General features: G+C 73.0%; 11 protein-coding genes. 10 read left to right on the forward strand and 1 reads right to left on the reverse strand.

What is annotated here, in order from left to right; genetic code table 11:
* Positions 1 to 46: 46 nt before the first annotated feature.
* From AC4H2G_RS00485 to AC4H2G_RS00525, 9 genes are all read left to right on the forward strand, one after another.
* On the forward strand, positions 47 to 673 hold the full coding sequence (locus AC4H2G_RS00485) for a hypothetical protein (RefSeq protein ID WP_494363821.1): 627 nt from the start codon (positions 47 to 49) through the stop codon (positions 671 to 673).
* Between the two features lie 115 nt (positions 674 to 788).
* A complete protein-coding gene (locus AC4H2G_RS00490; RefSeq protein WP_494363822.1) occupies positions 789 to 1,352 on the forward strand; it encodes a type IV toxin-antitoxin system AbiEi family antitoxin domain-containing protein in 564 nt (187 codons plus the stop codon).
* A complete protein-coding gene (locus AC4H2G_RS00495; RefSeq protein ID WP_494363823.1) occupies positions 1,336 to 2,328 on the forward strand; it encodes a nucleotidyl transferase AbiEii/AbiGii toxin family protein in 993 nt (330 codons plus the stop codon). The genes AC4H2G_RS00490 and AC4H2G_RS00495 overlap by 17 nt, the downstream gene beginning before the upstream one ends.
* Before the next feature lie 111 nt (positions 2,329 to 2,439).
* A complete protein-coding gene (proC, locus tag AC4H2G_RS00500) occupies positions 2,440 to 3,282 on the forward strand; it encodes a pyrroline-5-carboxylate reductase (protein WP_494363824.1) in 843 nt (280 codons plus the stop codon).
* 47 nt (positions 3,283 to 3,329) lie between these two features.
* Entirely contained in the window at positions 3,330 to 4,403 is a 1,074-nt protein-coding gene (locus AC4H2G_RS00505) for a LacI family DNA-binding transcriptional regulator (protein WP_494364100.1), read from the forward strand.
* Positions 4,404 to 4,517: 114 nt separating this feature from the next.
* Complete coding sequence (locus AC4H2G_RS00510) at positions 4,518 to 6,185, forward strand: xylulokinase (protein WP_494363825.1); 1,668 nt, start codon at positions 4,518 to 4,520, stop codon at positions 6,183 to 6,185.
* The gene (locus tag AC4H2G_RS00515) at positions 6,182 to 6,976 is read left to right on the forward strand and encodes an L-ribulose-5-phosphate 4-epimerase (protein WP_494363826.1); all 795 of its coding nucleotides are present in this window, start codon (positions 6,182 to 6,184) and stop codon (positions 6,974 to 6,976) included. The genes AC4H2G_RS00510 and AC4H2G_RS00515 overlap by 4 nt, the downstream gene beginning before the upstream one ends.
* Before the next feature lie 106 nt (positions 6,977 to 7,082).
* Entirely contained in the window at positions 7,083 to 8,591 is a 1,509-nt protein-coding gene (gene araA / locus AC4H2G_RS00520; protein ID WP_494363827.1) for an L-arabinose isomerase, read from the forward strand.
* Positions 8,588 to 9,598: a glycoside hydrolase family 43 protein gene (locus AC4H2G_RS00525; RefSeq protein ID WP_494363828.1), complete on the forward strand. Its 1,011-nt coding sequence runs from the start codon at positions 8,588 to 8,590 to the stop codon at positions 9,596 to 9,598. Before araA ends, AC4H2G_RS00525 begins: the two co-directional genes overlap by 4 nt.
* Positions 9,599 to 9,925: 327 nt before the next feature.
* On the opposite strand, the gene arfA is transcribed toward AC4H2G_RS00525, so the two are convergent.
* Positions 9,926 to 11,506, reverse strand: a complete 1,581-nt coding sequence (gene arfA, locus AC4H2G_RS00530) for an arabinosylfuranosidase ArfA (RefSeq protein WP_494363829.1) — start codon at positions 11,504 to 11,506, stop codon at positions 9,926 to 9,928.
* A 225-nt stretch (positions 11,507 to 11,731) separates the two neighbouring features.
* Between arfA and AC4H2G_RS00535 the strand changes: the two genes are divergently transcribed.
* Positions 11,732 to 12,823, forward strand: coding sequence for a LacI family DNA-binding transcriptional regulator (locus tag AC4H2G_RS00535; protein WP_494364101.1), 1,092 nt, complete (start codon positions 11,732 to 11,734; stop codon positions 12,821 to 12,823).
* Positions 12,824 to 12,895: the final 72 nt, after the last annotated feature.

Genomic DNA, 12,895 nt, shown 5'->3' on the forward strand with positions numbered 1-12,895 from the left:
CGCGTCCGGTCCCGCTGTCGGCCCGCCCGGCCGCCCGTCCGACGCCGTGGGTGCCACCGACCGCCGGCACCGCAGGCCGGCCTCCCGGCAGGTCTACCGCCGACGGCGGCTCGTCGTCCTGGTCGGTCTCCTGCTCGTCGTGGCGCTGCTGGTCGCGCTCCTCGCGTTCGTGTGGCCGGGCTTCGCGCGCTCGGGCGCGTCGGCCGACCCGGCGCCCACCGTGACCGTGACCGAGGAGTCCCCGACGCCGACGCTCGAGCCCGCCGAGCGCACGTCGACCACCGCGTTCGCCCAGGCGCTCCCCGCCACGGTGCTCGGCCTCGCGCTGCGCAGCGACGCGGCCACCGACGCGTGGACGCCCGCGGGGGCGCTCGAGGCGTACGAGCTCGTCTACGCCGACGCCGAGGGCGAGGGCTCGACGACCGTCACGGTCGTCGCGGGCCAGTGGCCCACCGACGCGGAGGCTGAGGTCGCGGCGACGGATCTCGTGGGCGACGCGACCCCGACGGTCGAGGGCGACGTCACCGTGGAGGACGCCGTCGTGGGGCACTACGCCGTGGTCCCCGGTACCGACGGCGCCGCGACCGTCACGTGGCGCAACGGCACCGCCGTCCTCCAGGCGACCGGGCCCGCGGAGCTCGTCGAGGACGTGTACGAGGCCTACTCGATGTGACGGGCGGCAGGTCCTCTCGCGCTGGACCCGGGGCTGGTGCGCGGTGGTTCTGCCGGTGTGCGGGTGCACCACGCATGAGGTGTCAAAACTGTCTCGTTTTCGATACACTTTTGACATGCCCAGCACCCGCGACCGCCTGCTCGACGAGGCCTTCGAGCGCCACGGGTTCATCACGCGCGCTGACGCGCTGCGCGAAGGGCACAGCCCGAACGCGCTGCGCATGCTCGTCGCGCGCGGCGCGTTGGAGAAGGTCGCCCACGGCGTCTACCGCATGCCCGTCGTGCCCTCCACCGAGTACGACAACCTGCACCTGGCCGTGCTGTGGACCGGTGTGGAGAACGCAGCCCTGTCCCACGAGACCGCCCTGTCCCTGTACGAGCTCAGCGACGTCAACCCCGACCGGGTCCACGTCACCGTGCCCAAGCGCCGGCGCATCCGCCGCTCCGGCGCGCAGGGGATCGAGGTCCACCACCAAGACCTCGAGCCACGCCAGATCGGCTGGTTCGAGCAGATCCCGACCGTCAAACCAGCGACCGCGATCGAACAGTGCATCGACACCGGCACCCCGACCTACCTGCTGCGCCAGGCGCTGGATGGTGCGCGCGAGAACGGGCGCATCACCGCCGACGAGGGCGAGCGCCTCAGAAGGAGACTCGACGACCGTGACGCAGCCCGCTGACCTGCCCCGCGCCCTCGCCGAGCTGAAGCCCAAGGCCAAGCCCCCCGCCTCCTCGGCCATGCTGAACAGCTGGGTCAACGAGACCGAGAAGCGCGTCGGCTCTTACGGCGGACGCCTGAGCTGGCTCGTGGCCTCGACCATCGTCGTCGCCGTGCTCCAGCGTGCGCTGGACGTCGACGGTCAGCCGCACTTCCTGCTCAAGGGCGGCACCCTGCTCCAACACCGCCTGCCGGCTGCTCCCACGCGCGCCACCAAGGACGTCGACGGACTCATCCGCGGTGACATCGATCGCTTCCTCGTCACGCTCGACGACGTCCTGGACGAGCCCTGGGGGCCGCTGTCCCTTCGACGCACCGAGGTCGAGGTCATCAACACCCCCACCCGCGTGATCAAGCCGCGGCGCTTCAACGTCGTCCTGGAGATGAAGGGCAAGACGTGGCGCAAGGTCCAGGTCGAGATCGCCCCCGACGAGGGCGCTGCCGGCCGAGCGCCTGAGTCGTTCACCGCGCCGCCTCTCGCTTCCCTCGGCCTACCCGATCCCGACGCCCTCGTCGGGCTGGCCCTGCGGTACCAGGTCGCTCAGAAGATCCACGCATGCTCCGACCCCCACGACCCGCCGACCTTCGAGAACGACCGAGCCCGCGACGTCGTGGACCTGCTGCTGCTGCGTCAGCTCGCCGAGATCGGCGACGACCCCGCGGCCGTGCGCGCCGCCGTCGTCGACAACTTCGATGCGCGCGCACGCGACGCGCAGACCCTGGGGCGAGCCGCGCGCACGTGGCCGTGCGTCGTCGTCGCCCACTCGCACTGGGCGGCCGACTACCGCCGCGCAGCCTCCGACGCCCAGCTGAGCCTGACGCTCGAGCAGGCCGTCGCGGAGCTGAACGCGTGGCTGTCCCTGATCGAGGTTGCCGCGACTGGCGTCGAAGAGGACGACGACGAGCACGAGGTGGAGCGCGCAGAGACCGGCCAGTAGCCAGCGCGGTCAGGTCAGGGTCTGCTGTTGGCACGGGGCCGTGGCGGCAGGGTCTGCTCGTGGCGCCACATGCGCAAGAATGCCCTCACCGACCACGGGAGCTGACCGCACATGACCGACCTGCCTTCTTCGCCCCGCCTTGCCGTCCTCGGGACAGGTGTCATGGGCGAGACCGTCCTGTCCGGAGCGCTCGCGGGCGGGTGGGCGACCGCCGACGTCGTCGCGACGGTCCGTCGGCCCGAGCGCGGCGCCGAGCTCGCCGAGCAGCACGACGTCGAGGTGACGCAGGACAACCTCGCGGCGGTGCGCGGCGCCGGGGTCGTGGTCGTCGCGGTCAAGCCGAAGGACGTCGCGGGCCTCCTCGCCCAGGTGCGCGACGAGGTGGCGCCGGGCGCGGTCGTGGTGAGCGTCGTCGTCGGGCTCCCGACGTCGTTCTACGAGGAGCGGCTGCCCGCGGGCACCGCGGTCGTGCGGGTCATGCCGAACACGCCGTCGGTCGTCGGCGCCGGGGTCAGCGCGGTGAGCGGAGGCAGCGCCGCGACGGATGACGACGTCGCGCTCGTCGAGCGCCTCCTCGCGTCGACCGGTCTCGTGGTGCGCGTCGCGGAGAAGGACCAGGACGCCGTCGGTGCGCTCTCGGGGTCGGGACCGGCCTACGTCTTCTATGTCGTCGACGCGCTCGCGGAGGCGGGCGTGCTGCTCGGGCTGACGCGCGCGACCGCGCTCGAGCTGGCGACCGCGACCGTGCACGGGGCGGCGACGATGCTGCGCGAGACGGGCGAGCACCCCGCGATCCTGCGCGAGCGCGTGTCGTCACCCGGCGGGACGACCGTGGCCGCGCTGCGGCAGCTCGACGCCGGGGGCGTGCGCGCCGCGTTCCTCGACGCGCTGGAGGCCGCACGCGACCGCTCGGCCGAGCTCGCGGCGAGCCTCGGCGGGGAGGGGACGAAGTGACCGACACCGGGCCCTCCGGACCTTCCCCGCGCACCCGCCCGCCCGCGATGGCCGACGTCGCGCGCCTCGCGGGCGTGTCGCACCAGACGGTCTCGCGCGTCCTCAACGAGCACCCCAGCGTGCGGCCCGAGACGCGGGACCGCGTGCTCGACGCCATCGCGACGCTCGGCTACCGGCGCAACAGCGCGGCCCGTGCGCTCGTGACGATGCGGTCCGGCACCGTCGGCGTGGTGACGACGGGCTCGGCGCTGTACGGGCCGACGTCGACGCTCATCGCGGTCGAGGAGGCCGCGCGCGAGCAGGGCTACTTCGTGAGCGTCGCGACGATCCGCCGCTACGACGCGGACACGATGCACCGCGTGCTCGAGCACTTCATGGACCAGGGCGTCGAGGGGATCGTCGTCATCGCGCCGCAGTCCGACGTCGCGGACGCGGTCGACTCCTTCCGCGCGCCGGTCCCCGTGATCATGATCGCGGCGCGCGACCACCCGGGCGTCGAGGACGAGGCCCCGAGCGCCGAGGCCGGGACCGCCGCGGCCCCGGACGCGCGGCGTCGTCCCGGTGCCGCGGGACTCGTCCTGCCCATCGCCGTCGACCAGCGCCTCGGCGCGCGGCTCGCGACCGAGCACCTGCTGGGCCTCGGCCACGAGACCGTCGTGCACCTGTCCGGCCCGCTCGACTGGTTCGACGCGCGCGAGCGCGAGACCGGGTGGCGGCGCGCCCTGGAGGACCGCGGCGCGCCCGTCACCGAGCCGATCCGCGGTGACTGGTCCTCGGACCGCGGGTACGCCGTCGGGCGCGAGCTCGCGGCCGACCTGCGCGCCGGCAAGGGGCCGACGGCCGTCTTCGCCGGCAACGACCAGCTCGCGCTCGGCCTGCTGCGCGCGTTCTGGGAGTCGGGCGTGAGGGTGCCGCGGGACGTGTCGGTCGTGGGGTTCGACGACGTCGCGGGCGCCGGGCACTTCATCCCGCCCCTGACGACGGTGCGCCAGCCTTTCGCGGCGCTGGGGCGCCGCTGCATGGCGCTCATGCTCGACGCGTTCGCGGGCGCGCAGGTGCGCCCCGTCTCCATCCCGCCCGAGCTGGTCGTGCGCGAGAGCACCACGAGCCCTCGCGGCTGAGCAGCGCTGTCACCCGTTTCGCCGAGGAGGTTGGCCTCGCGCCGTGTGAGCGCTAACATTCACGACAACATGCACGACGACCGAGGCGCGCCGCAGCGACGAGGAGCAGCAGCAATGAGGCAGCAGGACGACGTCAGCGACCTTCGGGCCGCCGTCATCGCGGGGGAGACCGCGCTCGGCATCGAGCTCGGCTCGACGCGGATCAAGGCGTGCCTCGTGGCCGCCGACGGCACGCCGCTCGCGAGCGGCAGCCACGCGTGGGAGAACCAGCTCGACGGGCGCACGTGGACGTACTCGCTCGACGCCGTCGAGGCGGGGATGCGCGACTGCTACGCACATCTCGTCGCCGACGTCGAGGAGCGGTACGGCGTGCGGCCCACGGCGTACGGGGCCCTCGGGGTCTCGGCGATGATGCACGGCTACCTCGCGTTCGACGCGGACGACGCGCTCCTCGTCCCGTTCCGCACGTGGCGCAACACCTCGACGGGACCTGCGGCGGCCGAGCTGTCGGAGCTCCTGGGCCACAACATCCCGCTGCGCTGGTCCGTCGCGCACTGGTACCAGGCGGTGCTCGACGACGAGCCGCACGTGCCCCACGTCGCGTCCCTCACGACGCTCGCCGGCTACGTGCACCGGCGCCTCACCGGCCGGCACGTGCTCGGCGTCGGCGACGCGTCGGGCATGTTCCCCGTCGACCCGGAGACGCACGGCTACGACCGCCGTCTGCTCGACCTGTTCGACGCGCGTCTGGCGAGTCGCCGGGAGGCGCCGAAGCTCGAGGAGCTGCTCCCCGAGGTGCTCGTCGCCGGCCAGGAGGCCGGGCGCCTCACCGCCGACGGCGCCGCGTGGCTCGACCCGACCGGTGCGCTCCAGCCCGGGGTGCCGTTCTGCCCGCCCGAGGGCGACGCCGGGACCGGCATGGTGGCGACGAACGCCGTCGTGCCGCGCACCGGCAACGTCAGCGCCGGCACGAGCATCTTCGCGATGGTCGTGCTCGAACGACCGCTCGCGAGCGTGCACCACGAGCTCGACCTCGTGACGACCCCGACAGGTGACCTCGTCGCGATGGTCCACTGCAACAACGGCGCGAGCGAGCTCAGCGCGTGGGCAGGGCTCTTCGGTGAGGTGGCGGCGGCACTCGGGACGCCCGCCGCGGCCGACGACGTGTTCGGCGCGACCCTGCGCGCGGCGCTCGACGGGGACGCCGACGGCGGCGGGCTGCTCGCCTACAACTACCTCTCGGGCGAGCCGATCACGGGGCTCGACGAGGGGCGTCCGCTGTTCGTGCGCACGCCCGACAGCCGCCTCACGCTCGCGAACTTCATGCGGACCCAGGTCTACTCCGCCTTTGGCACGCTCGCGCTCGGCATGCGTGTGCTCGCCGGTGAGGGTGTCGGCATCGACGCGATGTTCGCCCACGGCGGGATCTTCCGGACGGAGGGCGTCGCGCAGCGGCTGCTCGCGGCGGCGATCGACGCACCGGTCACCGTGGGCCGTACCGCCGGGGAGGGTGGCGCGTGGGGCATCGCGGTGCTCGCCGCGTTCCTCCTCGCACGGGGTGGGGGCACGGCCGACCCGGCCGGCAAGGCCGAGCCGGGCGCGCTCGAGCTCGGCGCCTACCTGAGCGACCGCGTGTTCGCGTCCGCCGAGCTGTCGACCGTCGACCCCGACCCCGCGGACGTGACCGGGTTCGCCACCTACCTCGAGCGCTACGACGCCGGCCTCGCCGCCGAGCGTGCCGCCGTGGCGGCGCTCCAGCCCCGACGACAGGAGAACTCATGAGCACGGCACCCGAGACCGCCACCGCCGGGGCCGCCGCCGCCGGGGCCGCCGCCGCACCCGCCGTCGTCCCCGACGCCCTGCGCGCCGCCGTCGACGCGGCGAAGGAGCGCGTCGCCGCGCTGCACGCGGAGCTGCCGCGGTGGGAGCTCGTGGTCTGGACCGCGGGCAACGTCTCCGAGCGCGTCCGTGGCGAGGCCGCCGACGGGAGCGACGACCTCCTCGTCATCAAGCCGTCCGGCGTCGCGTACGACGACATCACGCCTGAGGCGATGGTCGTGTGCGACCTCGACGCGACGCTCGTCGAGGGCGACCGGGCGCCGTCGTCGGACACGGCGGCGCACGCGTACGTGTACCGCCACCTGCCCGAGGTGGGCGGTGTCGTGCACACCCACTCCACGTACGCGACGGCCTGGGCCGCGCGCGGCGAGGCCGTGCCGTGCGTGCTGACGATGATGGCCGACGAGTTCGGCGGCGACATCCCCGTCGGCCCGTTCGCGCTCATCGGCGACGACTCCATCGGCCGCGGCATCGTCGAGACGCTGCAGGGCTCGCGCAGCCCGGCGGTGCTCATGCACAACCACGGGCCGTTCACCATCGGCAAGGACGCGCGCGCCGCCGTCAAGGCGGCCGTCATGTGCGAGGAGGTCGCACGCACGGTGCACATCAGCCGCCAGCTCGGCGAGCCGACGCGCATCGCGCAGTCCGACGTCGACTCGCTCTACGCGCGCTACCAGAACGTCTACGGGCAGCAGCCCTCGCCCGGCCAGCAGCCCTCGTCCGGCCAGCACTGACCAGCACAGACCAGCACTGACGACACGCAGCACCCGGCAGCACCAGCAGCAGGGGGAGGCCGCACCGGTGCGGACCCCGCCCACGACACGAAAGATGTGGACCGACATGAGCAAGCCCTACGCGGATCGCGAGATCTGGTTCCTCACCGGGAGCCAGGACCTGTACGGCGAGGAGACGCTGCGGCAGGTCGCCGAGCAGTCGCAGGAGGTCGCGCGCGCCCTCGACGCGTCGTCCGACGTGCCCGCGAACGTCGTCTGGAAGCCCGTCCTCAAGGACGCCGTCTCGATCCGTCGCGCGATGCTCGACGCGAACGCCGACGACCGAGTGCTCGGCGTCGTGACCTGGATGCACACGTTCAGCCCGGCCAAGATGTGGATCGGCGGGCTCGACCAGCTCCGCAAGCCGCTCCTGCACCTGCACACGCAGGCGAACGTCGAGCTGCCGTGGGACACGATCGACTTCGACTTCATGAACCTCAACCAGGCCGCGCACGGCGACCGCGAGTACGCGTACATCGCGACGCGCCTCGGGGTCGCGCGCACGACCGTCGTCGGGCACGTGTCGAACCCGGCCGTGACAGCGCGCGTCGGGGCCTGGGTCCGCGGCGCAGCGGGCTGGGCCGCGACGCACGAGCTGCGCCTGGCCCGGTTCGGCGACAACATGCGCAACGTCGCGGTGACCGAGGGGGACAAGACCGAGGCCGAGCTGCGCTTCGGTGTGAGCGTGAACACGTGGGGGGTCAACGACCTCGTCGCGGCGGTGGACGCCGTCTCGGAGGCCGACGTCGACGCGCTGGTCGCCGAGTACGAGACCCTCTACGACGTCGTCCCCGAGCTGCGCAAGGACGGCGACCGTCACGAGTCGCTGCGCTACGCCGCGCGCCAGGAGATCGCGCTCGAGACCTTCCTCGAGTCGGTCGGGGCGAAGGCCTTCACGACGAACTTCGAGGACCTGGGTGACCTGCGTCAGCTCCCCGGCATCGCGGTGCAGCGCCTCATGTCCAAGGGCTACGGCTTCGGCGCCGAGGGCGACTGGAAGACGGCCGTGCTCGTGCGCGCCGCGAAGGTCATGGGCGAGGGGCTGCCGGGCGGCGCGTCGCTCATGGAGGACTACACGTACGACCTCACGCCCGGCAGCGAGCGCATCCTCGGCGCGCACATGCTGGAGATCTGCCCCTCGCTGACCACGTCGAAGCCGCGCGTCGAGATCCACCCGCTCGGCATCGGCGGCAAGGAGGACCCGGTCCGCATGGTGTTCGACGCGGACCCGGGCGTCGGCGTCGTCGTGTCGCTCGCGGACATGCGCGACCGGTTCCGGCTCACCGCGAACGTCGTGGACGTCGTCGCCCCGACGGCGCCGCTGCCGCACCTGCCCGTCGCGCGCGCCGTCTGGGAGCCCCGTCCCGACTTCGCGACGTCCGCCGAGGCATGGCTCACTGCGGGCGGCGCCCACCACACGGTGATGTCGACGGCCGCCGGCATCGACGCGTTCGAGATCTTCGCCGACATCGCGGGCACCGAGCTGCTCGTCATCGACGAGAGCACGACGCGGCGCGGCTTCCGCGACCAGGTGCGCTGGAACCAGGTCTACTACCGCCTCGCCCAGGGTCTGTGACCCAGGTCGACGCACCGCCCGCGAGCGCGGGCGAGCGGGAGCGGGACCGGGCCGCGCAGGCCCGGTTCGGCTACCTCCTCGTGCACTTCGTCGAGGACCCGTACGGCCACGAGGAGAAGATCCACTACTCGCTGAGCCGCGGCGACGACCCGACGGCGTGGGACCGGCTGGGCGTCGTCGTCGAGTCCCGGCTCGGGACCACCGGCCTGCGCGACCCGCACGTCGTGCGCTCTCCCGGCGGCGACGAGTTCTTCCTCGTCGCGACGGACCTGCGCGTGTTCGGGGGCGACGACGCAGGCTGGGACGCGTGGCAGCGTCACGGCAGCAGGTCCCTCGTCGTCGCGCGCTCGACGGACCTCGTGCAGTGGTCCGAGCCGCGGCTCGTCGAGGTGACCCCGCCCGAGGCGGGCATGGCGTGGGCGCCCGAGGCGTTCTGGGACGCGCACGGCGGGCACTACGTCGTGCACTGGTCGTCGGCGCTCTACGACCCGGCGGACACCGAGCACGCGGGGGAGTCGTACAGCCGCATCCTCTATGCGACGACCAACGACTTCGTGACGTTCTCGCCCGCGCGCGTGCTGCTCGACACGGGTCGCACGACGATCGACACGACGATGATCGAGCACGACGGCCGCGTGTTCCGCTTCCACAAGGACAACAGCCCGGGCGGTCGCGAGCTCTACATGGACGTCGTGCCGCACGCGCTGTCCGACGACGCGGTCGTGCTCGCGGAGCGCATCGGCGCCGACCGCTTCGGCCACGTCGAGGGCCCGCTCGTGTTCCGTGCCAACGACGCCGAGCGCTGGTATCTGTTCGTCGACCAGTACGGCGAGGCCGGCCAGGGTTACCGCCCCTTCGTCACCCACGACCTGGCCTCGGGTCGCTGGACCCCCGTCGACGGCACGTTCGACCTGCCCGACCGCACCAAGCACGGCGTCGTGCTCCCGCTGCGCGGCGACGAGTGGCACCGCCTCGTGGAGGCCTTTCCTCCGATCGACCCGCGCTGACCCCGACCCCCGAGGGCCGGGGTTCTTCATGGCCCGTCTTTACAACGATGTAGAAGGACGACCTGCACCGCACGCTCACCGCACCGACCGGAGGGCGCGGGCTCCGCGCACGGCTCACCGCCGCGGTCGCGCTCGTCGGACTCACCGCGGCGCTGCTCTCCGGGTCGGCCGCCGCCGAGCTGACCTGGCCCTGACGCCCCCGCGCGTGCGCGTCACCTGATGTGCCGAACCCCGGGTTACGCCCCCATCAGACCGTCGATGGGGGCGTAACCCGGGGTTCGGCGTCGCGCTCGCCGGTGTGCAGGTGGCGGTGCCCGACGACGCGGGTCAGGCCGGGCGGGCCGTCCCGGCCAGCGCGGTCCACGACTCGGGTGCGAGCGTCACCGTCGTGGTGCGCGAGCCGCCGTGACCGGCCGGTCCGCCCGGGGCGACCTCTGCAGGGCGGCCAGCCGCGACGTCGGATGCGAGATCCACCGCGGACCAGCACGCGTCGACGACCTTGCGTGCGTGCGCGGGGCCCTCGACGGCGGCCTCGTGGTCGGCGACCATGCGCCAGCCCTCGGTGAGCTCGACACCCAGGCCGAGGTGCTCGACGTCGACCTCGACGGGCTCGGCCGAGCGGTTCGTGAGGAACAGCGCGAGCGCGCCGGTCTCGGGGTCGTGCGTCGCCGCTGCGGTGACGAGCGGGACGTCGCCGTGACGCTTCGTCGTCGTCGTGGGGGAGTCCACGCGCACGTCGAGCGCCTCGCCCTGTGCGAGGCGCGCCGTCGTCGCGAACGGGTGGAACGTCGGCTGGCGCCACGCCTCGCCGCCGGGCTCGGTCATGATCGGCGCGATGACGTTGACGAGCTGTGCGAGCGCCGCGACGGGGACGCGGTCCGCGTGGTTGAGCAGCGTGACGAGCAGGTCGCCCACGACCACGGCGTCGAGCGCCGAGTAGACGTCCTCGATGATGCGGGGCGCGTCGCGCTGGATCGGCAGGTTCGTCTCGCCGGGGAACCGGGACTCGAGGTACCAGACGTTCCACTCGTCGAAGCTGATGGTGATCTTCTTGTCCGAGCGGCGGCGCGCGCCCACGGCGTCGGCGGACGCGACGACGCGGTCGATGAAGCGGTCCATCGCGGTACCCGACCCGAGGAACGACGCGCGGTCGCCGTCGAGCTCCTCGTAGTAGGCATGCATCGAGACGTGGTCGACGAGGTCGTACGTGTATGACAGGACCGTCTGCTCCCACTCGCCGAACGTGTCCATCTGCATCGACGACGACCCGCACACGACGAGCGAGATCGACGGGTCGACGAGCTTCATCGCCTTGCCGGCCTCGGCCGCGAGCTTGCCGTACTCGTGCGCGTCCTTGTGGCCGATCTGCCAGGGGCCGTCCATCTCGTTGCCGAGGCACCACAGGTGCACGCCGTACGGCTCCGTGCGGCCGTTGGCGATGCGCAGGTCGGCCCAGCGCGTGCCCGCCTCGCCGTTGCAGTACTCGACGAGCGCCGCGGCGGCCTCGACCCCGCGCGTACCGAGGTTGACGGCCATCATCGGCTCGAAGCCTTCGCGCTCGGCCCACTGCAGGAACTCGTCGGTGCCGACGAGGTTGGGCTCGACGGTGCGCCACGCGAGGTCGAGGAACGGCTTGCGGTCCTCGACCGGGCCGACGCCGTCCTCCCAGCGGTAGTTCGAGACGAAGTTGCCGCCGGGGTAGCGCAGCATCGTCACACCGAGCTCGCGCGTGAGGTCGGCGACGTCGCGGCGGAAGCCGTGCTCGTCGGCGGCCGCATGGCCGGGCTCGTAGATGCCGGTGTAGACGGCGCGGCCGAGGTGCTCCACGAAGGAGCCGAACAGGCGGCGGTCGATCGGGCCGACCCGGAAGTCGGGGTGCAGCGCCACGCGGGCGCGGGGGTGCGTCATCGGGATCCTCGCTCGTGGTGGTCCGGCGGTGCGTCAGGAGAGCCGGGATGTGCGTCGCGCCGGCCCCGGACCGTGGTCGGGAGCAGCGACGGAATCACTTTACAACGATGTAGAGTACTCGTCGACGACGCTTCCGACAGCCCGCGCCCCGTGCGTGGCACAGTTGACCCATCCGGGCCCGGGAGGGCACGGAATCCCGAAGGAGTGAGCAGCTTGCCGGTGACGATGCACGACGTGGCGGCCCGCGCCGGTGTCTCGGTCAAGACGGTGTCGAACGTCGTCAACGCCTACCCGCACGTACGACCCGAGACGCGCCGGCGGGTCGAGGAGGCGATCGAGCACCTCGGCTACCGGATGAACGTCTCCGCCCGGAACCTGCGCACGCGGCGCACCGGGATGATCACGCTCGCGGTGCCCGAGCTGTCTCTCCCGTACTTCGCGGAGCTCGCCGACTCGGTCATCCGGGCGGCGGAGTCCCACGGGTACACGGTGCTCATCGAGCAGACGAACTCGACCCGCGAGCGCGAGGCCCAGGTGCTCTCCGGGCGCTACCAGGACATGACCGACGGCGTGATCTTCTCGCCGCTCGCCCTCGGTCCGTCCGACCTGCCGCTGTTCGACGTCACGTTCCCCCTTGTCGTCCTCGGCGAGCGCGTCTTCGGTGCCCCGGCGGACCACGTGACGATGAACAACGTCGCCGCGGCGCGTGCCGCGACGGCGCACCTCGTCGCGCTCGGGCGCCGTCGCATCGCCGTCGTCGGCGCGCACGCGGGCGAGGCCGTCGGCTCCGCGGCCCTGCGCCTTGAGGGCTACCAGCAGGCGCTCGCGGACGTGGGCATCGCGTTCGACCCCCGCCTCGTCGGCGAGGCGGGATTGTGGCACCGCGCGACCGGCGCCGAGACGATGGCCCGGCTCCTCGACTCCGGCGTCGAGATCGACGCGGTGTTCGCGCTCAACGACGCCATGGCCCTCGGTGCCCTGCATGCGCTGCACGCGCGTCGCGTCGACGTCCCGGGCGACGTCGCCCTCATCGGCTTCGACGACGTCGACGACGTGCGCTACTCCGTGCCCACCATCTCGTCCGTCTCTCCCGGGCGCGAGCAGATCGCCGCGCGCGCCGTCGAGCTCCTCGTCGCGCGGATCGACGCCCGAGGGGCGGGTGAGCCCGCACCGTTCCGCCGCGTCGTCCCCGACTCGTCGATCGTCGGCCGCGAGTCGACCGGCGACGTGCCCGCCGGCGGCGGCGAGAAGATCGTCGCCATCCAGGAAGGCCGCATCGAGACCGTCGAGCCCGTCCGCGAGCAGATCGCCGGCTGACGGTCGTCGCCGATCGGCCGATCGGCGGATCGGTGGACCGGTGGACCGGGGTCACCCTGGGTGGAGGGGCAG

The sequence above is a fragment of the Cellulosimicrobium sp. BMG9.23 genome, from assembly GCF_059159985.1.